Genomic DNA, 26,057 nt, shown 5'->3' on the forward strand with positions numbered 1-26,057 from the left:
AGGCGACGACAATATTGTGCATTCGGCGCGAATGCACTAGGGCACGCGCAAATATTATTGCGGCGGCTCAGATCGCGAGCGTTCGCGCATCGCGTCCGCGACGGCGCGATCGTGTGCCGACGCCGACGCATCGAGCCCCGATATCACGCCGTGCACGTCCGCGTCGCTGCGGTTCTGACTCAGCTTGAACTTGCCTTCGAGCTGCGTGATCTCGATCTCGACGCCGACGGTGGCTCGGGCGAGCTGCTCGAGATAGTCGAGCGGCGCGTCGTGCATCGCCCACGGATGCGACTGCGACGCCTCATGCCGGTCGGTGAGCCGGTCGAGATGCGCCATCAGAAAATCGCGATCGTCGATGAAGCGCAGCACCCCGGTGGCATGCACCGCGATGTAGTTCCAGGTCGGCACGACCTTCCCGTGCTCCTGCTTGGCCGCGTACCACGACGGCGTGACGTACGCGTCGGGTCCACTGAAGATCACGAGTGCCGACTCGCCACTCGCGGCCAATGCATGGTGCGGGTTGGCCCGTGCGACATGCCCCTGCAGCACGCCGATCGCGCCACGCTTCCGGTCGAGCAGCAGGGGGAGATGCGTGGCATAGAAGCCGTGCTCGCTCGACGCCGTGACCAGCGCGCCGAGCGGATGGCGCTCGATGAACCCGTGAAGTGCGTCGCGATCCGACTCGGCGAATGAACGGGGGATGTACACGACGACTTACGCCTGGATCGCCGATTCCAGAATGGCGAGTCCTTCCGCGAGTTCGGCCTGGGTGATCACCAGCGGCGGCAGGAAGCGCAGCGTGTGTTCGCCGGCACTGACCAACAGCAGTCCCTTCTCGAAGGCACGACCGATGATCGCCGCCGCCGGCTCATGCACATCCATACCCCACATGAGTCCCTTGCCACGAATCGCGCGGACCTGGCCGGTGCGATCGGCGATGCCCTGCAGCTGTTCGCCGAACCATGCGCCGGTTTCCCGCACATGCTGCAGCATGGCCGGGTCGGACAAGCGCTGCACCACATGATGCGCCACGTGCGCCAGCAACGGACCGCCGCCGAACGTGGTGCCATGATCACCCGGCTGCATCACGCGCGCCACTTCGTCGTTCACCAGAATCGCACCGATCGGCAGACCATTGGCCAGCGGCTTGGCGATGGTCAGCATATCGGGCACGATGCCGATCTGTTCGTGGGCGAAGAATGATCCGGTCCGTCCCAGTCCACACTGAATCTCGTCGAGAATGAGCAGGACGTTCCGCTCGCGCGTGAGCTCGCGCAGGCCGCGCAGAAACTCCGGATCGACCACGCGCACGCCGCCTTCGCCCTGAATCGGCTCGACGATCACCGCCGCCGCCGTCTCGGGATCGAGCACCGTGCGGAGCTCTTCCAGCTCGCGCTCCACGATCGTCACACCACCCATGAGCGGGCGGAACGGCAGGCGGTACGCCGGACGATCGGTGGCCGCCAACGTGCCCGGCATGCGACCATGGAAGGAGCCACGCACGGCGATGATTTCGTGTTTCGCCTGGTGCCCGGTGCTCTTCGCCCACCGACGCGCGAACTTGAATGCACCCTCGTTGGCCTCGGCGCCCGAGTTGGCGAAGAACACGCTGCTGGCGAACGAATGATCCACAAACCACTTCGCCAGCGCCTCACCCGGCGCCGTGCGATACAGGTTCGACGTGTGGATCAGCCCCGTCGCCAGCGCTTCCTGCATGGCGTTCATCACGCCCGCATCGTTGTGCCCAAGCGACGTGACGGCGATGCCGGCCACGAGGTCGAGGTACTTCTTGCCGTGCTCATCGAACATGTAGACGCCGTCTCCTCGGACGAAGAGCGGTGCCTGTCGCTTGTACGTGCCCAGAATGGCGGGCAGGGCCGACGGTTCGGCGGCCGTCTTGGCCGTGAACGCGGTGGTCGGAGCGGATGAGGGCATCGTCGAAGTCATGAGCAGCTACCTGGAAGAGACGGCATCCGTTGCGTCCACGCGCGCAACGATCGCGGTTCCCGCCTCGGGAACAGTGAGTGCGGCGAGATCGCCAATCCGCACTCGGTGTACACCACCGGCCAGCGCCTGCGCGCAGGCATCGAGCTTGGCGGCCATGCCGCCTCCTGCCACACCACTGGTCACCAACGCCTGCGCATCGTCGAGCGTGAGACGCGGCACGAGCGTCTTGTCGCCATCGAGCACGCCGGGCACATCAGCCATCAGAAACAATTCATCGGCGCCGAGCGCGGCCGCGATCGCTGCGGCCGCGTCATCACCGTTCACGTTGTACGCACCGCCCCCGCTTTCCGCTTCACGTGCTGCCACCGGCGAAATCACCGGCAGAAAGCCCGCCGCGAGCAGCGCGTGCACAAGCTTCGGGTCCACCGCCGCCGGCGTGCCGGAATGTCCGAACGTGGCCACATCGATCGGCGTGGCCCGCAGCAGCGCCGCGTCTTCTCCGGAGATCCCCACCGCCGGCGCACCCGCCGCAACCAGCGCCGACACCATCTGTTTGTTGGCCAGCCCCGACAACACCATGCGCACGAGTTCCAGCGCCGTGTCAGTCGTCACCCGACGGCCACCCACGAACACCGGCTCCTCGCCACGTAAACGCTGCAAGGTGCTGATCTGATCGCCACCGCCATGCACGACGACCACGCCACCATTCGTGGCGCGCCACAGCGCCGCCAGCGCCGCCGGCAATGCAGGATCGTTTTGGGTGCGGCCACCGAGTTTGACAATGAACATCAACAGCGAAGTAAGGGGTAAGAAGTACGGAGTACGGGGAGAACGGCGAAGTACGGAGGACGGGATCTGAGGTGTAGCGCAGTTCACTACCCCATACTCCCTACCCCTTACTTCGCCGTTATCGGACTACTTCGCCGTTATCGCATGAGCCCCGCGGTTTCGTTCAAGCCCAGCATCAAGTTCGCGTTCTGGATCGCCTGACCGGCCGCGCCCTTCACCAGGTTGTCGATCGCGCTGAACACCAGCAGCGTCGGCGTGCGCACGCCGGTCGGAATCCGCGCGCCGATGCGCACCACGTTGCGATGCTGCACGTCGGACAGTGCGGGGAGATCGTTGGTGAGCTCCACGAACGGCTCGTTGGCGTACATGTCACGGAACGGCGCCAGGGCGTCGTCGATCGGGCGCGTGAGCGGTACCGTGATCGTGGACAGAATGCCGCGGTCGATGGGGAGCAGGTGCGGCGTGAACAGCAGATCGCAGTCGGCGCCGAGGGCGGCGAGGCTGGCGCGCATCTCGAACAGATGACGATGCGAATTGCCCACGCCGTAGGCGCGGAAGTTCTCTGTCACTTCGGCGAACAGCAGTTCCAGCTTGGGCGACGCGCCGGCACCACTCACGCCGCTGGCGGCGGCGATGTTCACCGTCGCGCCCGGCGCGATCAGCCCCGCCTTCGCCAACGGGGCGAGCGCCACCAGAATGCTCGTGGCGTAGCACCCGGGATTGGCCACGACGCGCGCGCCGTGCAACGGGGCGCGAAAGAGCTCGGGCAATCCGTACGGTGCATCGTGGGGCACTCCGGCCGGCGCGTGATCGGTCCCACCGTGTCCCGGACGCAGATCGCTCGACAGGTCGACCACGCGGGCACCTGCGGCAATCACCTTCGCTACCCACTCGGCCGACGCGCCATGCGGCAGGGCCGCGAACACCAGATCGGCGCTCGACAGATCGACCTCATCCGGACCCACCATCGGAATGGCGTGTACCTGACCGCCCGCCTTCACGCGCAACGTGGTGCCACGCTGCGCATTCGCCGTAGCGAACGCGAGGCTGAGATTGGGATGACCGAGGATGAGAGCGCAGAGCTCACGCCCTGAGTAGCCGCTCGCGCCGAGCACGCCCACGCGGTACGCGGGTTCGGTAACGGTCGTGATGGGGAGTTGCGGGAAGTCCGGTAGAGTATGCACAATTAATGCATAATTTTGCATCGCCGTGCTGTCAATCATGTCCATGTCACAGCGGTGCCCCGTTTCCCCCCCGGTCGCGCATAATTCGGCGCCGAACCGATTTGCAGGAGCCCGCCTCTTGTCCGACAAGAACAAGCGCCACCAAGTCATTCGCGAGATCGTCTCGGCGAAAACCGTGGCCAGCCAGGAAGAGCTGCGACGACAGCTCGCCAAACGCGGCTGGGACGTGACCCAGTCCACGCTCTCGCGCGATCTGCGCGAACTCCGCCTCGCCCGCATCCCCGACACGCAGGGCCATTCCCGATACGCCTTCTCCGATTCCACCGGCAACGATGAGGAGCTGGCGCAGCTCGAGCGAATGCTGCCGCAGCTGCTCACGGCGGCGGAAGGCGTGCAGGTCCTCGTGGTGGCCCGCACGATAAAGTCGGGAGCACAGCCCGTGGCCGAAGCGCTCGATCAACTGGAGTGGCCCGACGTGGCCGGCACCATCGCCGGTGATGACACGGTACTCATCATCTGTCGCTCCACCGAGGGGCGCGAGCGCGTACTCAAGAAGCTGCGCGCCTATCTGCGGACCACCTAGATTTCCCGCGTCGTCATTCCTTCGAACCCTGTCGTGAGTATGCCGTGAGCACTTCCGAAGCCGGAACCCATAAGCTGTGGGGCGGTCGATTCGCCGGCGGCCCGTCGCCGCTCCTCGATGCGATCAATCGCTCCATCGGCACCGACTTCCGACTGTGGCCGCACGACGTGCGCCTCTCCAAGGCGTGGGCGCTCGCGTTGGGCGAAGCGGGGGTGCTCACGCGCGAAGAGAGCGACGCGCTGCAGCAGGGGCTCGATCGCGTGGCGCAGCGGATCGCCGACGGCGCACAGCCGGTGGCCACCGACGAAGACATCCACACCATGATCGACCGGCTTCTTCACGAAGAGGCCGGCACGGTCGCCTCCAAGCTGCACACCGGCCGTTCACGCAACGACCAGGTGGCCACGGCCTCGCGCCTCTGGACGATCGACGCCTGCCATCGCGTCGATGCCGCGATCGCCGAACTGCAGCAGTCGTTGCTGATGCAGGCCGAGACGCTCACCGACGCCGTGCTGCCGGCCTATACGCACCTGCAGCGCGCCCAGCCGGTCAGCGGCACGCACTGGCTGCTCGCGCACTTCTGGCCGCTGTCGCGCGATCGTACCCGCTTCGCCAACGCCGAGCGCGGCACGTCGGTGATGCCGCTCGGTTCGGGCGCGATTGCCGGGTCGGCGTTCCCGGTATCGCGTGTGCTGCTCAAGGAATCGCTCGGCTTCCACGCCATTTCGGCCAACAGCATCGACGCCACCGGCGACCGTGACTTCGTGGCCGAAACGCTGTTCGCCTGCGCCATGACCGCGGCCCACTGCTCACGCCTGGCCGAAGACATGATCCTGTACGGCACGAGCGAGTTCGGCTTCGTGAAGTTCGGCGACGGCTTCTCGACCGGCAGCAGCATGATGCCGCAGAAGCGGAACCCCGACGTGTTCGAGCTGGCCCGTGGTTCGGGTGCCCGTGTGCTGGGCGACCTGGTATCGATCCTCGGTACGATCAAGGGACTGCCCAGCGGCTACAGCAAGGACCTGCAGGACGACAAGCGCGCGTTGTTCAACGCCGTCGACTTGCTGCTGCTCGTGCTGCCGTCGATGGCGGGCGCGATTGCCGAGCTCCGATTCGAGAAGGCGCGCATGCGCGCCGCCTGCTCGAGTGCGATGATGGCCACCGACCTGGCCGACTATTTGGTGAAGAAGGGCGCCACGTTCCGCGAGGCGCACGGTGCCGTGGGTTCGCTGGTGCGTCAGGCAGAAGAAAGCGGCATCGAACTCGATAAGCTGCCGGTCGAGGCGTTCACCGCCGCGCACGCGCTGTTCGGCACGGATGCCCGCGAGGCACTTGGCGTGGACGCATCGCTCGCCGCACGCAACATCGACGGCGGCACGGGCCCCGACGCCGTGCAACGTCAGCTCACACAGGCCCGCGCCAGTCTCGCCCCCGTCGACCCGTCGCTCGGCAATGAACTCGCCCTCCGCTGAGTCGCTCCGCCACGCCGTCGGGGGTGTCATCGACGGCGTGATCTTCGATTGCGACGGCGTGCTGGTGGACAGCGAACGCATCTCGAACGGCACGTGGGCGCTGTTGCTCACCGAGATCGGTCTGCCCATGACGATGGAGCAGTCGCTCAGCATTTTCATGGGCAACTCGATGCCACGCTGCGTGGAGATCGTGACCGAGATGATGGGTCACGCGCCCCCCGATGATCTACTGGCACGCTTCACGGCGAATGTCACCGTGGCCCTGCAGCGCGACCTCGAACCGGTTGATGGCATCGTCGCGCTGCTCGACACGCTCGATGCCGCGGGTATGCGCTATGGCGTGGCGTCCAACGGTGAGCACGAGAAGATGCGCACGACGCTTGGTAAAACGGGTCTGCTGTCTCGCTTTGAAGGACGGCGTTTCTCCGCGGTCGATGTGGGCAAGCCCAAGCCTGCACCGGATCTGTTCCTGCACGCCGCGCGCGGACTCGGCTTCGATCCAGCGCGCACGATCGTGGTGGAAGACAGCCCGCTCGGTGTGCAGGGCGCGACGGCCGCTGGTATGACGGTGATCGGTTACGCCGAGATCGTGTCGGCGGAACGGCTGCGGGCCGCGGGTGCGGTAGTCACCGTGGAGCGGCTGGCGGATGTGGCGGGGTTGCTCGGCTTCGGCTGACTTGGGGATACGAACGGAAACAGCGGTTCGTGCCTGACAGAGATACGAACTGATAGCAACAGACACCATGGATCTGCTCCGCACGTTCGACCCGAATCGTCGCGAGCCCCATTTCCCTTTTGGCTGTTGATCTGTTCCTACCAGTTTCTATCGGTTCGTATCCGTGTCAGTCAGGAACGGTTGGTTTCTGCTGTTATCCCGAAAGCAGACACGAACGAAATCGCGGCAGAGTGGGCGTTCCGAAGCATGATGCGGCGTTAGAACGCATACCCGATCGTGAGGCGCAGCGTTGGAACCACACGCTCAATGCCCGACGACTTGCTTTCCGAAATGAAGTACCGCTTCGCTCCGCCACCGATGGCGACGGCGGTGGAGCGGCTCGCGCCGAGGAGCCACTGATACTGGGCTTCCACCGCGAAGGTCGGTGCGGACTCTGATCTCTTACCGTCGTCGGCGCACTGGATGAGCAGCGTCGGATCGCAGTAGACGGTGTCCTGACGCTTCACGCGACCGTAGCCGAGGCCTGCGGCAATGCCGAGGTTCTCGAGTACGCGCTCTTGCGGATAGAGACGCAGCTTCACGTCGACGCTGGTGTACAGGTCGTCGAATTTGGTGTGCGACCCCGAGATGCCGACAGACGCGTTCTGCGCCACCCGATGCTCGTACTCGGCCTGGAAGTAGCCGAACAGCGGGAGGAACGGATTCACCGAGATGACCTGCGTGGGCGTCCTGGTGCTCGGCCCGCGGGTCTGCTCGCGCAGCGTCTGTGCGGAGAGCGTGGTGGCACCGACGGCGAAGGCGCCGATCAGCGCAGCGGTACGAACGAGTGTATGGCGCATAGAAGAAAGAGGTCAGTGGGGCTGGAGCACCGCGCGCGCGGCATCCTGGCCGCCGCGCGCCGCACCTTCGAGGGAGCTGGAGTGCAGCACTTCGCTGGCACGCCACAGCCCAGGTATACCACACGCGATCGTCGGACGGTGTTCCCGCCAGCCCGGCGGCTGTGCGAACTGGGCGTAGGGCACGCGCCAGACCGCAGCACGCGAAAGCGCCGCGGTTTTCGCCGCGGCCGCAGCATCGCCGGCGGCTTTGGCCATCGCGGTGAGCTCGCGACGCGCGGCCGTTTCCAGGTCGACATCCGAGCGATCGGCCGCGTCACCCACCGCGCTGGCCGCGATCAGCGACACCCCGCGCGGCGCGTACTCGGCGGCGACATCAGTGATCGTGACCGCGTGACTGATCACGGCCGACGCGCTGGCGTTGAGCCAGAGCGCGCGACCGGGAATCGGCGACGCGCCGCTCGTGGTGAAATACAGCGTGGTGGTACCGCGCGCGCCCGACGGCGTCGCGATCTGCACACCGGCCGTGGCGGCGAGTCGTGCGGCCGCCGGTGCGTCGGTGGCCATGATGACCTGCGCGGCGGGCAACAGCTCGCCGCTGGCCAGCACCACGCCCGTGACGCGACCGTCACCGACCGTAAGCGATTGCACGCGAACACCCGTGCGCACCGAGCCCGCCGGCAGCTTCGCGGCCAGCTGCTTCGTGAGCGCACCCATCCCGGCAGCTGGCACCACCGTGTCCCCTTCGGCCAGCATCTTGAAAGTGAACAACAACACCGACGCGCTGGTGGCCAACGTGCGATCGAGCAGAATCCCGCCGTAGAAGGGCGCGAAGAATCCGTCGATCACCGACGCGCTGAATCCGCGCGACGCCAGGAACTCGCGGGTGCTGACGCCGGCGAAGCGCGCCGAGAAGCATTCGTCGATCGAGAGCTGCTGGGCGAAGCGACGAAGCGCGAGCAGGCGCAGCTTGTCCCCCAGGGGAACGGCTCGCGCCATGACGGTATCGATCAGCAGCGACGGGTCGCTCAGCGCATCACCGATCAGCGAGGCGCGGCCATCCTGCACGATCCGGGCGGCGGGCAAGAACTTGCGCAGCGCGAGGGCGTCGAGATCGAGGTAGCTGCGCAGCGTGGGATACGCCGTGAACAGCACCTGAAAGCCGTGGTCGAAGACGAGGCCGTCGCGGGTCGTACTGCGCACGCGTCCGCCCACCTCCGACTCGGCATCGAGCACCATTACAGGTCGACCGGCGCGATGGATTTCGATCGCACAGACGAGGCCGGCAACGCCGGCGCCGACGATGATGATGGGAGAACTCATATCCTCAATGCTAATGACCTACCGAAACGTCGAGTTTACCGAAGGCGACGTCGGCAGTAATTTCCGCACGCCGCAAATGCGGATTCCCCAATTCAAGGAGTAATCATGTACCGAATTCTCAGCGCCGCCGTGCTAGCGGCCGGCATCGCGATCCCCGCCTTCGCGAGCGCTCAATCGACTGCCGCCCCGCGCATCGGCGTCATCGGTGGCGTAAACTTGGCGAAGGTCGGCGGTGATGACGTGGACGAGGCGGGAACACGCACTGGTCTGCTGGCCGGCGTGTCGCTCACGAAACCGCTCAGCGGCGCGTTCTCGCTCGAACTCAACGGACTGTTCTCGCAGAAGGGCGCGAAGGATCTGGAAGAGGGCACGAACGCAGCCCTTAAGCTGAACTACCTCGAAGTGCCGATCCTGCTACGGTACGACGTCAAGACGACTGGCGGCGTGCACCCACACTTCAGCGGCGGCGTGAGCCTTGGCTACCAGACGGGTTGCAAGATTTCCGCGAGCGACGGTGGTGTCAGCGGCGAAGTGAGCTGCAGCCTCCTCGAGGGCGAGGATGGGACGGACGTCAAGAAGTTCGACGTTGGCCTCGTGGCTGGCGCCGGCCTCAATTTCGCGCTCGCCAACAATCGGATGTTCACGGTCGGCGCGCGATACAATTACGGCCTCTCGGATCTGTTCGAAGATGCGTCGGTGCAGAACCGCGCCATTCAGCTGTACGCTGGTTTCTCCATTCCACTGCGCTGATCGCCATTGCGCGACCTTGCGCGAAACAACAAAGGGCTGCCGATCGGCAGCCCTTTGTGATTCGTGCTCGAATGGCTCTTAGAAGCGGACGCCGAACGTGATTGGGATGTAACCCGCGCTGTTCCCGTCCGTGAACACGTTCACGTACTTCAATTCCAGGAACGTCGAGAAGCCGGAGAGCTGGAAGTTGAGTCCGCCGCCGACCTGAATGCCGACATCCGTGCTGCTGGTCGACACTACGGCCGCCGAACCGATCTTCGTGGACGCCTTGCCATTGAACGCGCCGACGCCGCCAAGCACGTACGGCTTCACGCCACCGCTGGACGACAGATCAAGCAGCGCATTGCCGACAAAGCCCAGGCTGCGGTACGAGGCATCGATGTTCTTGTAGTCGAAGCCAGTGTAGCTCACGTCGCCACGGAAGCGGAGGTTCTTCGTGGACGCGGGCTTCAGGAATACGTGGCCGGCGATCGAGTAGCCGGCGTCGACTGCGTCACCCAGATCTCCGGTCGGAACAGACAGACCACCGCTCACACCGAACCCGACGGCAGACGACTGGGCACTGACCATCGCGGGCGTCATCATGAGCGCAGCGACAGTGACAAACTTCGAAAAACGATTCATGCTGATCTCCAAATAGCGTGCAGGAATCCGACGACATCGGCGTCGTCGGCGGGGGTGACCTTCGCGTAACACTCGCGAATACGCAGGTTACGCTCGACGGTTTCACTGCGGAAGTCTCTGTGCAGCGATCGCCGTCGCGCGTGTTACACGCGAGTCGCTCAATTGTTCAGTTCGGTACCGCGATTTTTTTAGAAGCGTACGCCGAACGAGAGCGGAATCCAGCTAACGCCGCTGCCGGAAAAAGTATTTACGTACTTCGCCTCGACGAACGTGGCGAATCCCGAGAGCTGGTACTCCATACCGCCGCCCACCTGGATTCCGATGTCGGTGGAGCCGCCGCCGTCACTCGAGGCAGCGGAAGACGTTTTGTTATTGTAGAGGCCGAGTCCGGCGAGCAGGTACGGCTTCACTGGTGAGGTGCCGTTGCCCGCGAAATCATAGAGCGCGTTGGCCACGATGCCGACATTGCGCGTGGACGCGTCGGCACCAGCAAGCGTGTTCTTGATCGCCCAGCGATCGAAGCTCACGTCGCCGCGAAAACGCAGCGCCTGAATGGTGGTCGGCTTGTAGTACACGTGTCCGGCAATGACATACCCAGCGTCGGCTGCATCGCCGAGATCTCCGCTCGGCAGCGACACGCCACCGCTGAGACCAAAGGAAACGGGACGGGCCGCGGACTGCGCCGAGAGCAGGGCAGGAACGGCAAGACTGAGCGCCACGGTGAACAGACGAAGCGAACGGGGCATGCAAACTCCGGGCTGCGGTGACACGCACGCCTGCGCCGGAGCAGTGCCTCGTATTACTCCGGAATGGCACTCACTCCGGTCACGAAGTACTCCGTATCGCCAAAGCATGACGTGGGCACATAGATGTGCTGCTCATAGTTCACTGCAACTCTCTTGCCGCTGAGCGTCTCAATCACGTGCGCCAGCGAATCACCGCGTACCGTGAACGAGAAACTGTCCGACCGGAAGCCGCGGGCGATGTCGGTATAGAGGGTGCCTTCCCACGTTTTACAGACGAAGCCCTTTCGGGACATTTTCTGGACGTAACCCGCCCGTTTGCCGCTGGAGTAGCTCCAGCTGAGCGCGATCGTGGCCCAGAGGGCGAGCCCGAGGGCCGGCAGGCCGAACACTCCGAACAAACCCGCCGCCAGCCAGTGCCGGCGCAGGAAGGACTGGCGGGGCTTGGGCGCGGGGGCTGCTCCCTGGCTGTCGGCGGCTTCGTCGGACGACTCGGACGGCGGAATGGGATCGGACACGGCGGCGACGGGGTTGTGAGTGTTGCGACGGGCCAACCCGACAGACAGATGGCCTGCGGGGAACTTGGGGAGGAGTCCCTGCCCGCGCTACCTTACGGCTGCCACTCTCAACCGGGTTCAATGGTGTCTTCCGTTAACGGCTTCAGCGCTCGTCGTCCCACCGTCACCACCAAGGTGCGCGGTGTCTCTGTCGGCTCCTCGGCACCAATCGTGGTGCAGTCGATGACGAACACCGATACGGCTGACGCCGCCGGCACGGCGGATCAGGTCGCCGCGTTGTTCGAGGCAGGGTCGCAGAAAGTGCGCATCACCGTCAACAACGACGAGGCTGCACAGGCTGTGCCGGAGATCCGGCAACGCCTCGAAGATCGCGGGCTGGATGTCCCGCTCATCGGCGACTTCCACTACAACGGCCACCTGCTGCTCACGAAGTACCCGCAGTGCGCCGCCGCGCTCGACAAGTACCGGATCAATCCGGGTAACGTCGGTACAAAGCACCGCGACACGAACTTCACGACGATCGTGCAGGCGGCGATCGATCACGACAAGCCGGTGCGCATCGGGGTGAACTGGGGATCGCTCGACCAGAACCTGCTCACCGACATGATGGACGCCAACGCGAAGTCGGCCGAGCCGCGCGACGCGAAGGACGTGTACATGGACGCCATGTTGGAGAGCGCACTGCGCTCCGCCGCGCTGGCCGAGGAAGTCGGACTCGGTCACGACAAGATCATCGTGAGTGCGAAGATTTCCGTCGTGCCCGATCTCGTGGAGTGCTACCGTCGTCTCGCCAAGCGCTGCGACTATCCGTTGCACCTCGGGCTCACCGAAGCGGGCATGGGCGCCAAGGGTATTGTGGCGTCCAGTGCCGCGCTAGCCATCCTGCTCAGCGAAGGCATCGGCGACACGATTCGCGTGTCACTCACGCCGAAGCCGAATGGCGATCGCCGCGAGGAAGTGTTCGTGGCGCAGCAGATCCTGCAGTCACTCGGATTGCGGTCGTTCGCGCCGCAGGTGACGGCGTGTCCGGGCTGTGGTCGTACCACAAGCACGTTCTTCCAGCACATGGCCGAAGACATTCAGGGCTATCTGCGCGAGCAGATGCCGGTGTGGCGCGAGTCGCGGCCGGGCGTGGTGGAGATGAAGGTCGCCGTGATGGGCTGCGTAGTGAATGGACCGGGTGAGTCCAAGCACGCCAACATCGGCATCTCGCTGCCGGGCACGTTCGAAGAACCGAAGGCGCCGGTGTACGTGGACGGCAAGCTGTTCACGACACTCAAGGGCGACAAGATCGTCGAGGAGTTCCTCGTGATCCTCGAGAACTACGTCGAGACGAGCTACGGCGCGACGGCTGGCGTCTAGCGTTGGTCCACTAAAAAGCGGTTCTCCTTTTCTCTTTTTCTCCTCGTCTCTGTGTCATCAGTTCAGCGCGCTGTGAGAAACGCCCCTGAACTGATCACACAGAGGAAAAGAGGCAAAGAGAAAAAGAGAAAGCGCTAAATCCGGCCCAGCTCCGCCGCGGCGTGCGCCAGTTCGTCGACGATCGGTGCGTTGAAGCCGATTGCGCGCAGCCGTTCGCTCACGCGCGCGTACTGACGCACGGTGCCGTCACGACCGACGGCGAATCGTCCCCACACCGTTTCGGGGAAGGACGTGCGGCGCAGATCGGAGAGAATCGAATTGGCGTTGTGCACCTTGTCGGCGGCGCAGACCCAGAGCGCATCTTCGTTCGCGAGTGAGAGCCGCTCGAGGTAGTCGTCTTTGCGATCGTCCGACGACAGTTCGACGCCGTCGTCATCGGTGCGACGCTCGGTCACGGACAACAGCATCTCGAGCATGCTGTTGCCGAACTTGGTGCCGATGCGATCGTCGAGCGTTTCGCGTGTCCAACCGTCGCGCACGCAATCGGCGACGACGTCGTGCAGGATGCCGGCGACCACCGTGTCCTCACCGCACCCGTAGCGGGTGAGGATCACCGCGACATTCGCGGGATGCGTGAGATACGGAAGCCGCGTTCCTTTGCGCACCTGCTGATCGTGGTGCTTCGCCGCGTAGGCGAAGGCGTGGTTGATCCGATCGGAGTAGCCGGTCATCGACGGGTCGACTGAGGAGTCAGGCAGGAACGGGAACATACGTCGCGCGGGCAAACCAAGCCACCAGCTTCTCGAGCCCGTCGCGATCGGCATCACCGAAGGCGGCCGGAACCGACGAGTCGATGTCGAGCACGGCGATCAAGGCTCCCGACGCATCGAACACCGGCACCACGATCTCGCTCTGCGATCGCGGATCGCAGGTGATGTGTCCCGGGAAATCATGCACGTCGGCCACCAGGACGGTGCGACGCTCGGCCGCTGCCGTCCCGCACACGCCGCGACCGAACGTGATCTCCTGACAGCCCAGCGACCCTTGATACGGGCCGACGCGCAACAGGCGTCCGGGCTCCACCACACGGTAGAATCCCGTCCACAGATGACCGAACGCGTGGTGCAGCAGCGCGCTGACAGTCGCCATGCCGGCGATGGCATCATCGCTGCCCTCGAGCAGCAACGACTGCATCTCGAGCAGTTGCGCATACGCGCTCGCACGCGGCTCGGCGCGCAGATCGGGGATCACGGGTTCCATGGGGAAGTAAGGAGTACGGAGTAAGGAGTAAGGAGTAAGGAGTACGGAGTAAGGAGTACGGAAGTACGACGTTCACGAGTCAGGTGTACGGAGTATCGCTAAGGACATCCCCTTCCCTACCCCGTACTCCCTACTCCCTATTGCAGCGGCCCGATAGCCGCGATGAGGCGCAGATCGAGCAGCGCGAGGGCGATGCCCTGCACGACGACGGCGAGACCGGCCCCGATGCCACCGGGACGCTGTCCCCAGCGCCAGGCGGTCAGGGCCAGGGTAACGCCAACGGCGGCATACCCCGCGTCGAGACCGGTGTTCAGCCAAAGCACGTTCAGCAAACGCTGCGTACCGGCGAAGTCGCGAAAGGCCAAATCGCGCCACGCCCACGCCGCGATGGCGAGGTTCACGGCTCCCCACGCTGCCGTCTGAATTGCAAAATGCCGCAGCAGCGGCGCGGTCGTGCGGCGCACCATGAACCACGCCAGCAGCGACGTCCCGCTCAACGCACACGCGCCGGCCCACAGCGCGAGGCGGATCAGGTGACCACGTTCGAGTGACAACAGCGTATCGGCCCACATGTGTCGGAGACTAGCCGACGGCGACAGACCGCGCCACGGCGAGCACCCGCGCCACGGTGCCGGCCGCGGTGTTCATCAGGCCAGCGGGAGATCGGCCGACCACAGCACCACGGCGCGTACGCGGCGCCCGCGTTCCTCGAGCTGCCGCATGGTACGGGACAACCAGTCCAGTGTGGTGACACCGGGACGCGCGCAGAGCACGACGTCGGTATCCGGCGGGAGTTGTTGATCCAGATCGTGGTCGGTCACGAAGACGGCGAGATCATGATGCTTCGCCACGCGTTGCAAGTCGTCGACGATGGAGGCCGCATCAGGTGGCCCACCGAGATCGCGACCCGTGTGCCGCGAACGCACACGACGCGGCAGCACAATGTCGATGAAGGTGTCGCGACCGATCGCCAACGAACGTGGCGCATCCCAGCGGGCGTGCTCTGACGCCTCGGTCGCGCCACTCGCCGCCCGCGTGGGCGAGGTGCCGGTGAGAGCCGACGAGGGCAACAAGGCGACCAGCGCACCACTGCGCTGCGCAGCGTCCACCAGCACCGTGGCGCGGGATTCATGGGCCGCGACCGCCGACAAGTTGAGTGCCACGGCCCCGGCCAAGACCGTGTGGTCGGACACCACTTCGACATGGCGCGACACGTCACCGATGCTGCTGAGCGTCAGATGCAACAGCGGCCATGCTTCATCAGTGGGCTGCATGATCGGCGGTAACTGCTCATCCGCCCGCCGGCGCGCACGCGTGGCGCGGACCGACGCGGCCACCGCGCGATGGACGATGACGCGGGTGCGCGTGAGCGCCTCGAGCTCCTGCTCGTCGCCGACCGTCGGACGGCGTAGCTCACGCCACAGCACGAACGCGAAGCCCAGCACCAGACCGAGCACCAGGGACGCCAAGAGCATCGCCATCGGAGGAATATCGAGTTGCATGCGCGCGCGCAGCGCATCCCGCTTGGCATGCAGGTTGGCATTGAGTACCTGGGCTTCCCGCAGCGCGCGTTCGGCGCGAGCCGCACTGTCGGTTGCCGCCGCGCGTGCGCGCTCGAGCGCGCTGTCGGCCATCGGCTGCTGCACGACGAGCAGTGAGGCGGCGCGTCCGCTATCGGGTGCCGCACCGACGGGAGCCGCAATGGGAGCACCGGCGGGAGTGCTGACAGGAGCACCGATGGGAGTTCCGATGGGAGTTCCGACGGGAGTTCCAGCCGAACTTGGCACCGCAGTGGTGGGGCCGGTCACAGCGACGGGCGCGGATGCGGATGCGGATGCGGTCGCAGCGGTGGTCGCCAGCGCGCTGGCGTAGATCGATTCCGCGAGTCGGGTGAGACGTTGCCCCAGCTGCGTCAAACGCGCGGTCATCGCCGCATAGCGCGCGTCGGGGCCACTCAACGCGGCGTACGCTTCGCGTTCGGCGTGCAGCTGTTCGATCGAGTCGAGCATGGCACGTGCGCGCGCGTCATCGCGCAGCAGCCGGGTGTCCGCGAGCGCACGGTAGCTCTCCACCAGCGGAGCCTGGCGGATACGTACCAGCTGTCGCTGCAAATCGGCGGTCGCGCTGTCACGCACGATCGCGACCGGTGCGACGGTTGCGGTGTCGGGGGACGCGGCCACGGCACGCGGCACGGTGGCATCCGCGCGTGACGCAATCGCCGCGGCCGCAATCGACGATTCGAGACGTGCCAGTTCACGACGCGCGGCCAGCAACTCGACAGAGAGCGGCAGGGTATCGCGCTCCGGCGGCAGCGTCGCAATCTGTGCCGCGAGGGCGCGATCCACCTGACGCGGCAGGAGCACGAACAGCAGCAGCGCCGCGATCACGACGATCGCGCCAATCGACGCGATCAGCAGGCCATGTCGTGCAGCATTTCGCGTGCGCGCCGCGAGCCAACGCGCGCGCTGACCGGCGCGCGGCCGTGTGGCGGTGGGCGGCGGTGGCGCGGTCTGTTCGACGGTGGCCGACGGCGGAGGAGGCAGCGTGGGGAGGATGGACATGGGACTTTACAAACGAACGCGGGGGCTGGCGATGTTCGCCAGCCCCCGCGGTTTCCTGCAGAACGGAGACCGTTCGAATTACTTGACCGTGATCACGCCCTTCATGTTCATGGCAAGGTGCGGCGTGCAATGGAACGCGTACTCACCAGCCGCCACGCCACCGAACGAGACCGTGTACGACTCGTCCGCGTTGAGCATCATCTTGCCCGAGAGCTCACCCGACTGCTCCGGCATGTTGGCCATAAGCTGCGTCTTGCCGGCGGCCGGAACCACGGCCGGATCGAACGCGACGTTGTGCGGGCCGCCGCTGACCAGGATGAACTTGACGCCGTCGCCGGCGGCAATCGTGAGGTTGGCCGGCTCAAAACGGTAGCCAGCGCCGTCGCCGATCATCTTCACTTCGTGCGTCGTGCCCGTGATCGGGGCCATCGCACCCGCCGCAGCCGGAGCCGCCGCCGGGGCCATCGCCGTCGTGTCGGCCGCCGGAGCCATCGCCGAATCGGTCGTGGCCGCCTTGTCTCCACCGCACGCGCCCAGCATGATCGCTGCGCCCGTCACTACCGCAAAACCGAGAAACCGCATGTCGAAAGGCCTCCTAGAGCCAGATCGAAAATTTTTACCTTTCTACAGGACGAATCCTGTGCGCGTAGGGCCCTACGAGCATTGTGAAGTTATTCACAAGCCCTCGCCACGCCAAGGGCCGCGAGGCTTTTCCTCCTTGACGAGCGTTCCCGACCCCACTACGCTCCTCTGCATCATGCAGAGCCGCCACCACCATCATGCACATCGCAGCCACGGCCACACGGGTCGGGGCGCTTCGTGCGTGCCACGGTGAACAGCACAGCTCGCTGATCCCGCAGCACCCAAGCGATCCTCGGCCCGTCCCTTCCGGACGGGCCGTTTGTTTTTGTCCGTCCCGCTCTCCTTTCCCAGACCGTCATGCTACGAATCGCGCTGCCCAACAAAGGGCGCCTGAGTGAAGACACCCGTGAGCTCTTCAACGACGCCGGCCTCGAGGTCCGCTCGTCGGGGGAGCGCGCCCTCACCGCCTCCCTGGGGGGAGAGTTCGAAGCCATCTTCGTTCGCGCCCAGGACATTCCTGAGTTCGTGGCCGACGGCGCCGCCGATGTCGGCGTGACCGGCATGGACCTGGTCAATGAATCGGGACGCGAGCTCCGCTCCCACCTCGACCTCGGCTTCGGCCGCTGCCGCCTCGTGGTAGCCGCCAAGGACGATTCGGGGATTCGCTCGATCGAGGACATCGGCGCCGACGGCAAGGCCGCCCGCGTCGCCACGGTCTTCCCCCGCATCACGCGCACCTTCTTCGAGTCGCGCGGCCGTCCGGTGGAAGTGGTCCCCGTATCCGGGGCCGCCGAGATCGCTCCCCACTTGGGCATTGCCGACATCGTCGTGGATCTCACGTCGACCGGCTCCACGCTCAAAATGAACGGGCTGCGGGAGATCGAGACGGTCATGAAGTCGAGCGCCCACCTCGTTACCGCCATGAACGGCCCCCGCAACGGCGATCCGTCCCGTGTGCAGGAGCTGAACGACCTCGTGACCGCGCTCGGTTCGGTGATCCGGGCCCGGGGCCAGCGCTATCTCATGGCCAACGTGCCTCGCGCCGCTCTCGATGAGGTGCGGGCCGTGCTGCCCGGTCTCAATGGACCGACGGTCATCGAGATCGCCGACCACGGGAAGTATGTGGCCGTACACGCCGTCGTCAGCGCCGACACCATCTACCGCACCATCTCGCAGCTCCGCGCCCTCGGCGGCGAAGGCATTCTGGTGACCCGTATCGAAAGGCTTGTGCCGTGACGGCCGCGACTGCGCTTGGGCTGCGCGCTCGCGGCCCGCTCGCGGCGCTCGATGCCACGACGCGTCAGGCGATCGTAGACCGCGCCTCGACGACCGACACAACCGTTCGGAGCCGAACAGCCGCGATGATCGCCCGTGTCCGCGAGGAGGGCGATGCCGCTCTGGTCGCCTTCGCGCGGGATTTCGACCGCGTCGAACTGCCCGCGATCGAGGTGCCACGTGCGGCGTGGGAGGCGGCGCTAGCTTCGCTGGATCCGGAGCTCCGCCGGGTGCTGGAGCGGTCGGCCCGCAACATCGCCGCCGTGCACGAGGCCTTCCGCCCGACGGCCACCGAGTGCTCTCCCGAGCCCGGCATTCGAGTGGGTCGGCGTCCCGACCCACTCGGCCGAGTGGGGATTTATGCGCCCGGAGGACGGGCGGCGTATCCGAGTTCACTGCTGATGGGTGCGATCCCGGCCCGGGTGGCGGGGGTGGGCGACGTGATCGTCTGCTCGCCGCCCGGCCCCGATGGATTGCCGTCCGCCGTGGTGCTGGCCGCCGCCGCATTGGCCGGAGTGGACCGGGTGTTCGCGCTCGGCGGCGCGGGGGCCATCGCCGCGATGGCCATCGGCACCGCGACGGTACCGCGCGTGGACCGCATCATGGGACCCGGCAACGCGTTCGTGGCCGAAGCCAAGCTGCAGTTGGTGGCGGACGTGGCGATCGACTCGCCGGCCGGACCGAGCGAACTGCTGATCCTGGCAGACCACACCGCTAACCCGGCCGCGCTGGCCCGCGAACTGATGGCGCAGGCCGAGCACGACCCCGATGCGGCGGTGATTGCCGTGCTGGTCGGTTCGCCTGAGCAGGTATCGGCAATGTCCGACGCGCTGGAAGTCGAAACGCTGGCGCAGATCGCGCAGGCCCCGCGGGCGCAGATCGTGCGCGAGTCGCTCGCCGCGCGTGGAGCCATCGTGTCAGTGAGCTCCATCGCCGACGGTGTTGCCTTCGCCAATGAGTGGGCGGCGGAACACCTGCTGCTCGTGGTCGATGCCGCCGTGCGCGCGGAGACGCTGGCGGCGCTGCGCAGCGCCGGCACGATCTTCGTAGGTGAATCGAGTTCGGTGGCGTTCGGTGATTACATGACCGGCGCCAATCATGTACTGCCGACGGCCGGCGCGGGTCGCAGCTACTCCGGGCTCTCGACGCTCGACTTCGTGCGGTGGACCACGTGGCAGGAAGTCTCGCCCGCTGCCGCGGCGAGCCTCGCGCACGATGTCGGCGCCTTCGCCGACGCCGAAGGATTGCCGGCGCACGCGGCCGCCGCACGCGCATGGAGTGTGAACGCATGACAGACAATTCTCAGCGTCTTGCCGTAGCGCGCGCGGCGTACGATGCCGTGCCCCTGTACGATCCGAAGCGCGCACCGGTGGACCTCGACCTCACCGACAACACGAACCTGTGGGGCATACCGCCGGAAGCCGAACGCGCCTGGCGCGAGCTGCCGGTGGCGCGCATCACGCGCTACCCCACGCTGTACGCGGCAGAGCTCAAGCAGGCGCTCGCTGCCTACGTGGGTGTCACGGCCGACATGATCGTTACCGGCTGCGGCTCCGATGACATTCTCGACAGCGCCATGCGCGCATTCGGTGAAGCGGACGATCTCGTGGCAGGCCCGGAACCGTCGTTTGCGATGATTCCGATCTTTGCACGCATGAACGCGCTGCGGTACACCGGCTGCGTGGAGTTGCCCTCGCATCAGCCCGACATCGAGGCGTTGCTCGCCACGAAGCCGAAGCTGTTGTATCTGTGCTCGCCCAACAATCCCACCGGCGCACTGGTGGCACGTGACACCATCGAGCGCGTGCTGCGCGAAGCGCCCGGCGTGGTGTTTCTCGATGAAGCCTATGCCGAATTCGCCGGCGTGTCGTCGGTCGATCTGGTTCAGCAGTCCGATCGCCTGTTGGTAATCCGCACGATGTCGAAGGCGTTCGGCCTCGCGGGGCTGCGCATCGGATACGCCATTGGGCAACCGTCGCTGGTCATGGAAGTGGAGAAGTCGCGCGGGCCGTACAAGCTGAACGCCATGGCCGAACAGACCGCACTCGCGGCGTTGCAGCACGATATGCCGTGGGTAAACGAGCACATTGCGCTGGCGGTCGAGCTGCGTGAGCGACTGGCAGACGCACTCCGCTCACGCGGATTCGCCCCGTTGGCGTCGCATGCGAACTTCGTGTGCGTGCCGGTGCCGGATTGTGTGAACGTCGGGCTCGCACTGCGGGAACGCGGCGTCGCGGTCCGGCCGTTTCCGGGGCTGCCGCACATCGGCGACACGTTGCGCATCAGCGTCGGCCCTTGGCCGTTGCTCGAGCGCTTTCTCGCCGCATTTGATGATGTGATGGCTACGGGGAGGTCCGCATGACGAACACCCTCCGGGTGACTGTCTTCGATTACGGCGCCGGCAATCTGCACTCGTTGGTAAAAGCCGTTGAAGCCGGCGGCGCGGTCGTCCACGTGGAAACCGATCCGGTGCTCGCGGTGCGCGACACCGATGCCCTGATCCTTCCTGGTGTCGGCGCCTTCGCGCCGGCCGCCGAACGACTCGCGCCCGGACGTGAGGTCATGCGCGACGCGCTGCTGGCCGGACTGCCGACGCTCGGCATCTGCCTGGGCATGCAGCTGCTGTTCGACGGCAGCGACGAGGGGCCCGGCCGAGGTCTGGGTGTCGTGGAGGGACAGGTCACGAAGCTGGTGGCCACACAGGTTCCCCAGATCGGCTGGAACCGCCTCGAGGACATCACCGACCCGCTGCTCGTAGCGTCGGGGCTCGACGTCGCGTACTACGCCAACAGCTTCGTTTGTCGTCCCACCGCCGAGCATGCGCCGTTGGTGAGCGCGTGGAGCGAACATGACGGCGACCGCTTCCCCGCGTCGGTTCGACGCGGCAACATCATCGGCACGCAGTTCCATCCGGAAAAGTCGAGTGCCCCCGGCGTGGCCTTCGTGCGTGAGTTTCTGCAGTTCGCCGCTTCCCTCAGGAGTGCGTCATGATCGCTGTACCCGCGGTGGATCTGCGTGGTGGCAAATGCGTGCAGCTCGTCGGTGGAGACTACGACGACGAGCGGGTGCGTCTCGATGATCCCGGAGCGGTGGCGGCCGAGTGGGTGCGCATCGGCTTCACGCGCTTGCATATCGTCGATCTCGATGCGGCCACCGGCCGTGGTCAGAATCACGACGTCATTCGTGAGATCCTGCGTGATGCCACCGTGCCCGTGCAGGTCGGTGGTGGCGTACGCGACGAAGCGCGGATCGAGCGGTTGCTCGAGGAAGGCGCCTCGTGGGTGGTGGTGGGCACGCGTGCCATTGAAGACGAAGACTGGCGCCGCGAGATGGCTGACAAATTTCCCGGCCGCCTGATCATCGCGGCCGATGTGCGCGAGCGGAAAGTGGTCACGCGCGGCTGGGCGGAGACTTCACAGATCGACGTGATCGATTTCGTGTCCGAGCTTTCTCAGCTTCCGCTGGCAGGCGTGCTGGTCACCGCCGTGCATCTCGAGGGCAAGATGTCTGGTACCGATCTTCCGCTCATGGAAGATGTCGCCGAGGCGAGCCAGTGGCCGGTATTCGCGTCGGGTGGTGTGACGTCGTTGGATGATATGCGTGCGCTCGAACACCGCGGCCTGTCCGGCGCCGTGCTCGGCATGGCGCTTTACACGGGCGCGCTCGATGCGCGCCGTCTCGCAGAGGAGTTCGGCGCATGACCGTCGTGATTCGCGAATCGAAGGAAACCCAGATCCGCTTGGCGATCACTGCCGGCACGGGCGTCGCCACGGTGTCCACCGGCGATGTCTTTCTCGATCACATGCTGGTGGCGTTCGCGCGCTACGCGGGCGTGGATCTCGATGTACAGGCCACCGGCGACATGCGCCATCATCTCATCGAAGATGTGGCCATTACCCTCGGCCAGGCGGTCGCGGCGTTCGCGCCGGCTGGCTGCGCGCGTTACGGCGAGCGGACCGTGCCGATGGACGACGCCCTCGTGCAGGTGGTGCTCGATATCGGCGGACGTCCGTATTACGAGGGCAAGCTGCCGTCGAATTTGTACGAGCACTTCCTGCGCTCGTTCGCCGACAATGCCAAGGCGACCCTGCACGTGCGCGTGATCCGCGGCTTCGACAAGCATCACATCATCGAAGCGGCCATCAAGGGGCTCGGCTTTGCGCTGCGCGAGGCGCTGGTGGAAACCGGTGCCGTGTTCAGCACGAAGGGCAGCGTGCGTCTCGAGATCAGGGACTCGTAATCGCATGCTGACGCGACGGGTGATCGTGTGCCTCGATGTGAAGGGCGCGCGCGTAGTGAAAGGCGTACAGTTCGAAGGACTGCGCGATGTGGGCGATCCGGTCGCCCTGTCGGAGCGTTACGAACGCGAAGGCGCCGACGAGATCACGTTCCTCGATATCTCGGCCAGCGCCGAAGAGCGCGCCACGTTGCTCGATGTGGCGCGTCGTACCGCCGAACGGCTATTCATTCCGCTCACCATCGGCGGCGGCGTACGCACGTCGGACGACGTGGCGCGGGCGTTGCGAGCCGGCGCCGACAAGGTGTCGGTGAACTCGGCCATCGTGACGCGGCCGGAGCTGCTCACCGAGGCCGCCGATCGGTTCGGCGCGCAGTGCGTGGTGGCCAGCATCGACGCCAAGCGCGATGCCAACGGGGTGTATAAGGTGTGGGTGAAGGGCGGCCGTGAAGAGACGCCGCTCGAGGCGGTAGCGTGGGCGCAGGAGTGCGTGGCGCGCGGGGCCGGTGAGATCCTGCTGACCTCGATCGACCGCGACGGTGCACGGACGGGCTACGACTTGACCATCACGCGCGCCGTAGCCGACGCCGTGCACGTGCCGGTGATCGCTTCGGGCGGCGCCGGAGTTGCGCAGCATCTGGTGGATGGGATCGTGCAGGGCGGTGCCGATGCCGTGCTGGTGGCGGGCATCCTGCACGACGGCGTGACCACCGTACAGGCCCTCAAGCAGGTGATGCGCGAGGCGGGGCTGCCCGTGCGCGTGACCAGCAGCGGCGTGGCCGCATGACGCGCATCACGACGCATGCCGAAAGTCCTGCGGTGTTGCTGCAGGCGGCGGCCGAAGTGGCCGAGTACGCCGCCGCGATCGCGATGCAATGGTATCGCACCGACGTGAACGTCGAGATCAAAGGTGATGGATCGCCGGTGACCATCGCCGATCGCGAAGCGGAACGCGCGGCGCGGGCGTGGCTGGCCCAGCGCTTTCCGCATGACGGCGTCTTCGGCGAGGAGCTCGACGACGAGCGCGGCGATGCACCACGGCGCTGGATTCTCGATCCCATTGATGGGACGAAGGCCTTCGTGCGTGGCGTACCGCTGTGGGGCACGCTCGTGGCCTGCTGCGAGGGCGACACCGTGATCGCCGGCGCGGCCTGTTATCCCGCGGTGCAGGAAACAGTGGCGGCGGCGCTCGGCGAAGGCTGCTGGTGGAACGGAACGCGCGCCTCGGTTTCGCGCGTGGAGAGTCTGCACCGCGCGACCACACTGATCACGGATGATCGCTTTCTCGAGCGCCCACACCGACGCGCGAAATGGCACGCGCTATCGTCGGAGGCGGCCGTCGCGCGTACCTGGGGCGACTGCTACGGATATCTGCTCGTCGCCACGGGCCGCGCCGAAGCCATGATCGACGACATCGTCAATCCGTGGGACGCTGCCGCCATGTACCCGCTGATTACGGAAGCGGGCGGCCGCTTCACCGATTGGCGTGGTCGTGATACCGCGTTCGGTGGCGACGTGATCGCCACGAACGCCGCGCTTGGCGACACTATCCGACCGTTTCTGGTCGAGCCTCTTGATCCCGCTGCTGGAGCATCCGTATGAGTGAACCCGTGCGCGCTGTCGCCTTCGATCTCGACCAGCTCGACTTCACGAAGAGCGGCGGTCTCGTGACCGTGGTCACGCAGGATGCGTCAACCGGTGCCGTGCTGATGGTGGCGCATGCGGATCGCGAGGCACTCGAGTACTCGCTGCGCACGGGTGAGATGCACTACCGTTCGCGCTCGCGTGGCTTGTGGCACAAGGGCGGCACGAGCGGCAACGTGCAGCGCGTGGTATCACTCACCGCCGACTGCGACGCCGACGCCGTGCTGGCTCGTGTCGCTCCGGCCGGTCCGGCTTGCCACAACGGAACGACCTCGTGCTTTCGCGAAGAGGCGCTGCAGGCCGACGTGTTCGCGACGCTCGACGCCACCATCACGACGCGCATGCAGACGACGGACGGCACGTCCACAAGCTACACGCAGCGACTGCTCGGGGATCGCAACCTTCGCTTGAAGAAACTCGGCGAAGAAGCGGTCGAGTTGGCGACGGCCTGCGTCGACGGCGACATCGAGCGAGCCACGGAAGAAACGGCGGACCTGCTGTATCACGCCCTCGTGGCGCTGCGAGCCGTGGGTGGTTCGCTCGACGGTGTGCGCGCCGTCCTCTCATCCCGGGCAAAGTAGACGGCACGGCGCATGCAATAGAGGCGGGTGCGGCGGCGGCGACCCACTCGGGGTGGCGCCGACCGCGTCCGTCTGGGAGATGCCGTGTTACGTTGGGCATTCGGGTTCCTGATCGCTGCTTTGATCGCCGCTGCATTTGGATTCAGCGGTATCGCCACGGCAACGTTCACCATTGCGAAGATCCTGGCTGTGGTCTTCACCGTGCTGTTCGTTATCACCCTGGTGATGGAATTGATCTCCGGACGGCGGTCCGCGCGCTGACACCTTCGCGCCGGATTGTGTCGCAGGGCACGCTTGCCTGCGATTACCAGAATCTCGGAGCCATCAATGCGCATCTCTACGAAGACGCTTCTGCTCCTGTCGCTCGCGACAGGGCTCACCGCCTGCAAAGGCGAGAATAACGCCGACAAGCAGGCGGTAGAAACGACCACAGCCGAGGGGAGTCTAGCCTCGGCGTCCGCCGATGCCGCCGAGAATCGCGGCGTGTCGATGGTCCGCATGATCAACGCACTGCCGAGCGCCAAGGATGCGTCGGTGAGCGCAGATGATCGCGCCATGTTCAGCGGCATCGGCTTCAAGACCGTGACGCCGTATTCCGAGCTCAAGGACAACATCGCGAAGTTCCGTCTGCAGGCCGGCGACCGCGATACCACGATCGCGTCGAACAACGAGATCATGATGGACGGCTCGCGCTATTCGCTGGTGGCCCTGCCGGAAGGTAATGGCAGTGTGCGCCTGCGCGTGCTGAAGGATGAACTCGCCACCGATAGCACCAAGGCACGCCTGCGCGTGATCCATGGCGTGAATGGCGTCGGCGAGATCGACGTGGTGATGGCCGGCATGACGGAGCCGTTCTTCGACAACGTGAATCTCACGTCGGAAGCGGGCTACAAGAACATCGATCCCGTGAAGACCACGGTGACGGTGAACGTCAACGGTAACGGCAAGCAGCTCCTGAAGCGTGAAATGGACTTCAAGGCTGGACATTCGTATAGCGTCGTGCTCACGGGCACGACCGGGCAGCGCGTCGAAGCGATCGTGATCGATGATCAGGCGATCAGCAACGCCAAGATGATGATGCTGGATTCGCTCAAGAAGGCTCCTTGATCT

The 26,057-nt window shown here is 65.7% G+C and carries 30 protein-coding genes; 16 read left to right on the forward strand and 14 right to left on the reverse strand.

Annotation, left to right across the window (positions count from 1 at the left end; all coding sequences use genetic code 11):
- Positions 1-54: 54 nt before the first annotated feature.
- From HKW67_RS14690 to argC, 4 genes are all read right to left on the reverse strand, one after another.
- Entirely contained in the window at positions 55-708 is a 654-nt protein-coding gene (locus HKW67_RS14690; RefSeq protein ID WP_171226100.1) for an FMN-binding negative transcriptional regulator, read from the reverse strand.
- 6 nt (positions 709-714) lie between these two features.
- Complete coding sequence (locus tag HKW67_RS14695; protein WP_171226101.1) at positions 715-1,935, reverse strand: aspartate aminotransferase family protein; 1,221 nt, start codon at positions 1,933-1,935, stop codon at positions 715-717.
- Between the two features lie 18 nt (positions 1,936-1,953).
- On the reverse strand, positions 1,954-2,736 hold the full coding sequence (gene argB, locus HKW67_RS14700; RefSeq protein WP_171226102.1) for an acetylglutamate kinase: 783 nt from the start codon (positions 2,734-2,736) through the stop codon (positions 1,954-1,956).
- Positions 2,737-2,873: 137 nt separating this feature from the next.
- Positions 2,874-3,920: an N-acetyl-gamma-glutamyl-phosphate reductase gene (gene argC, locus HKW67_RS14705; RefSeq protein ID WP_171226103.1), complete on the reverse strand. Its 1,047-nt coding sequence runs from the start codon at positions 3,918-3,920 to the stop codon at positions 2,874-2,876.
- A 118-nt stretch (positions 3,921-4,038) separates the two neighbouring features.
- On the opposite strand from argC, the gene argR reads away from it, so the two are divergent.
- From argR to HKW67_RS14720, 3 genes are read left to right on the forward strand one after another with little or no spacing between them, the layout of a single operon-like run.
- Positions 4,039-4,503 (forward strand): arginine repressor, encoded by a 465-nt coding sequence (gene argR / locus HKW67_RS14710; protein ID WP_171226104.1) that lies wholly within the window; start codon positions 4,039-4,041, stop codon positions 4,501-4,503.
- 44 nt (positions 4,504-4,547) lie between these two features.
- Positions 4,548-5,975, forward strand: a complete 1,428-nt coding sequence (argH, locus tag HKW67_RS14715; RefSeq protein WP_206044437.1) for an argininosuccinate lyase — start codon at positions 4,548-4,550, stop codon at positions 5,973-5,975.
- Complete coding sequence (locus HKW67_RS14720) at positions 5,956-6,651, forward strand: HAD family hydrolase (protein WP_171226105.1); 696 nt, start codon at positions 5,956-5,958, stop codon at positions 6,649-6,651. The genes argH and HKW67_RS14720 overlap by 20 nt, the downstream gene beginning before the upstream one ends.
- Before the next feature lie 257 nt (positions 6,652-6,908).
- Here the strand turns inward: HKW67_RS14720 and HKW67_RS14725 are convergent, their stop codons facing one another.
- Both HKW67_RS14725 and HKW67_RS14730 read right to left on the reverse strand, forming a co-directional pair.
- On the reverse strand, positions 6,909-7,490 hold the full coding sequence (locus HKW67_RS14725) for a hypothetical protein (protein WP_171226106.1): 582 nt from the start codon (positions 7,488-7,490) through the stop codon (positions 6,909-6,911).
- Positions 7,491-7,502: 12 nt separating this feature from the next.
- The gene (locus HKW67_RS14730; RefSeq protein WP_171226107.1) at positions 7,503-8,810 is read right to left on the reverse strand and encodes an FAD-dependent oxidoreductase; all 1,308 of its coding nucleotides are present in this window, start codon (positions 8,808-8,810) and stop codon (positions 7,503-7,505) included.
- Positions 8,811-8,915: 105 nt separating this feature from the next.
- Here HKW67_RS14730 and HKW67_RS14735 point away from each other — a divergent pair, with 105 nt between their 5' ends.
- Complete coding sequence (locus HKW67_RS14735; protein ID WP_171226108.1) at positions 8,916-9,560, forward strand: porin family protein; 645 nt, start codon at positions 8,916-8,918, stop codon at positions 9,558-9,560.
- A 78-nt stretch (positions 9,561-9,638) separates the two neighbouring features.
- Here HKW67_RS14735 and HKW67_RS14740 read toward each other — a convergent pair whose 3' ends face one another.
- The 3 genes from HKW67_RS14740 to HKW67_RS14750 all read right to left on the reverse strand — a co-directional run bounded on the left by HKW67_RS14740 (position 9,639) and on the right by HKW67_RS14750 (position 11,445).
- A complete protein-coding gene (locus HKW67_RS14740; protein WP_171226109.1) occupies positions 9,639-10,184 on the reverse strand; it encodes an outer membrane beta-barrel protein in 546 nt (181 codons plus the stop codon).
- A gap of 188 nt (positions 10,185-10,372) precedes the next feature.
- Positions 10,373-10,930, reverse strand: coding sequence for an outer membrane beta-barrel protein (locus HKW67_RS14745; protein WP_171226110.1), 558 nt, complete (start codon positions 10,928-10,930; stop codon positions 10,373-10,375).
- A gap of 53 nt (positions 10,931-10,983) precedes the next feature.
- Positions 10,984-11,445 carry a hypothetical protein gene (locus tag HKW67_RS14750; RefSeq protein ID WP_206044438.1) on the reverse strand — a complete coding sequence of 154 codons (462 nt, stop codon included), beginning with the start codon at positions 11,443-11,445 and terminating at the stop codon, positions 10,984-10,986.
- Positions 11,446-11,565: 120 nt separating this feature from the next.
- Here HKW67_RS14750 and ispG point away from each other — a divergent pair, with 120 nt between their 5' ends.
- Complete coding sequence (gene ispG, locus HKW67_RS14755) at positions 11,566-12,807, forward strand: flavodoxin-dependent (E)-4-hydroxy-3-methylbut-2-enyl-diphosphate synthase (protein ID WP_171226111.1); 1,242 nt, start codon at positions 11,566-11,568, stop codon at positions 12,805-12,807.
- 134 nt (positions 12,808-12,941) lie between these two features.
- Here ispG and HKW67_RS14760 read toward each other — a convergent pair whose 3' ends face one another.
- From HKW67_RS14760 to HKW67_RS14780, 5 genes are all read right to left on the reverse strand, one after another.
- Positions 12,942-13,538 carry an HD domain-containing protein gene (locus HKW67_RS14760; protein ID WP_171226112.1) on the reverse strand — a complete coding sequence of 199 codons (597 nt, stop codon included), beginning with the start codon at positions 13,536-13,538 and terminating at the stop codon, positions 12,942-12,944.
- A 19-nt stretch (positions 13,539-13,557) separates the two neighbouring features.
- Complete coding sequence (locus HKW67_RS14765) at positions 13,558-14,067, reverse strand: GAF domain-containing protein (RefSeq protein ID WP_171226113.1); 510 nt, start codon at positions 14,065-14,067, stop codon at positions 13,558-13,560.
- A 137-nt stretch (positions 14,068-14,204) separates the two neighbouring features.
- Entirely contained in the window at positions 14,205-14,639 is a 435-nt protein-coding gene (locus HKW67_RS14770; protein ID WP_171226114.1) for a DUF6992 family protein, read from the reverse strand.
- 75 nt (positions 14,640-14,714) lie between these two features.
- Positions 14,715-16,628: a hypothetical protein gene (locus tag HKW67_RS14775; RefSeq protein WP_171226115.1), complete on the reverse strand. Its 1,914-nt coding sequence runs from the start codon at positions 16,626-16,628 to the stop codon at positions 14,715-14,717.
- Between the two features lie 78 nt (positions 16,629-16,706).
- Entirely contained in the window at positions 16,707-17,210 is a 504-nt protein-coding gene (locus HKW67_RS14780) for a plastocyanin/azurin family copper-binding protein (protein WP_171226116.1), read from the reverse strand.
- Positions 17,211-17,567: 357 nt separating this feature from the next.
- Here HKW67_RS14780 and hisG point away from each other — a divergent pair, with 357 nt between their 5' ends.
- The 11 genes from hisG (at position 17,568) to HKW67_RS14835 (ending at position 26,054) form a co-directional block, all read left to right on the forward strand.
- Positions 17,568-18,446, forward strand: coding sequence for an ATP phosphoribosyltransferase (hisG, locus tag HKW67_RS14785; RefSeq protein ID WP_171226117.1), 879 nt, complete (start codon positions 17,568-17,570; stop codon positions 18,444-18,446).
- Positions 18,443-19,777: a histidinol dehydrogenase gene (gene hisD / locus HKW67_RS14790; protein ID WP_171226118.1), complete on the forward strand. Its 1,335-nt coding sequence runs from the start codon at positions 18,443-18,445 to the stop codon at positions 19,775-19,777. The genes hisG and hisD overlap by 4 nt, the downstream gene beginning before the upstream one ends.
- On the forward strand, positions 19,774-20,847 hold the full coding sequence (locus HKW67_RS14795) for a pyridoxal phosphate-dependent aminotransferase (protein ID WP_171226119.1): 1,074 nt from the start codon (positions 19,774-19,776) through the stop codon (positions 20,845-20,847). The genes hisD and HKW67_RS14795 overlap by 4 nt, the downstream gene beginning before the upstream one ends.
- Positions 20,844-21,476 carry an imidazole glycerol phosphate synthase subunit HisH gene (hisH, locus tag HKW67_RS14800; protein ID WP_171226120.1) on the forward strand — a complete coding sequence of 211 codons (633 nt, stop codon included), beginning with the start codon at positions 20,844-20,846 and terminating at the stop codon, positions 21,474-21,476. The genes HKW67_RS14795 and hisH overlap by 4 nt, the downstream gene beginning before the upstream one ends.
- Positions 21,473-22,186 (forward strand): 1-(5-phosphoribosyl)-5-[(5-phosphoribosylamino)methylideneamino]imidazole-4-carboxamide isomerase, encoded by a 714-nt coding sequence (gene hisA / locus HKW67_RS14805; protein ID WP_171226121.1) that lies wholly within the window; start codon positions 21,473-21,475, stop codon positions 22,184-22,186. The genes hisH and hisA overlap by 4 nt, the downstream gene beginning before the upstream one ends.
- Positions 22,183-22,725, forward strand: a complete 543-nt coding sequence (locus HKW67_RS14810; RefSeq protein WP_171226122.1) for an imidazoleglycerol-phosphate dehydratase — start codon at positions 22,183-22,185, stop codon at positions 22,723-22,725. The genes hisA and HKW67_RS14810 overlap by 4 nt, the downstream gene beginning before the upstream one ends.
- Before the next feature lie 4 nt (positions 22,726-22,729).
- Positions 22,730-23,509: an imidazole glycerol phosphate synthase subunit HisF gene (hisF, locus tag HKW67_RS14815; RefSeq protein ID WP_171226123.1), complete on the forward strand. Its 780-nt coding sequence runs from the start codon at positions 22,730-22,732 to the stop codon at positions 23,507-23,509.
- Complete coding sequence (gene hisN / locus HKW67_RS14820; RefSeq protein ID WP_171226124.1) at positions 23,506-24,324, forward strand: histidinol-phosphatase; 819 nt, start codon at positions 23,506-23,508, stop codon at positions 24,322-24,324. The genes hisF and hisN overlap by 4 nt, the downstream gene beginning before the upstream one ends.
- Entirely contained in the window at positions 24,321-24,947 is a 627-nt protein-coding gene (gene hisIE / locus HKW67_RS14825) for a bifunctional phosphoribosyl-AMP cyclohydrolase/phosphoribosyl-ATP diphosphatase HisIE (protein WP_171226125.1), read from the forward strand. Before hisN ends, hisIE begins: the two co-directional genes overlap by 4 nt.
- Before the next feature lie 84 nt (positions 24,948-25,031).
- Positions 25,032-25,208: a DUF1328 domain-containing protein gene (locus HKW67_RS14830; protein WP_171226126.1), complete on the forward strand. Its 177-nt coding sequence runs from the start codon at positions 25,032-25,034 to the stop codon at positions 25,206-25,208.
- 66 nt (positions 25,209-25,274) lie between these two features.
- On the forward strand, positions 25,275-26,054 hold the full coding sequence (locus HKW67_RS14835; protein WP_171226127.1) for a DUF4397 domain-containing protein: 780 nt from the start codon (positions 25,275-25,277) through the stop codon (positions 26,052-26,054).
- The last annotated feature ends 3 nt before the right edge of the window (positions 26,055-26,057 follow it).

Origin of the sequence: Gemmatimonas groenlandica (genome assembly GCF_013004105.1) — a bacterium.
Classification (GTDB): Bacteria; Gemmatimonadota; Gemmatimonadetes; order Gemmatimonadales; family Gemmatimonadaceae; genus Gemmatimonas; species Gemmatimonas groenlandica.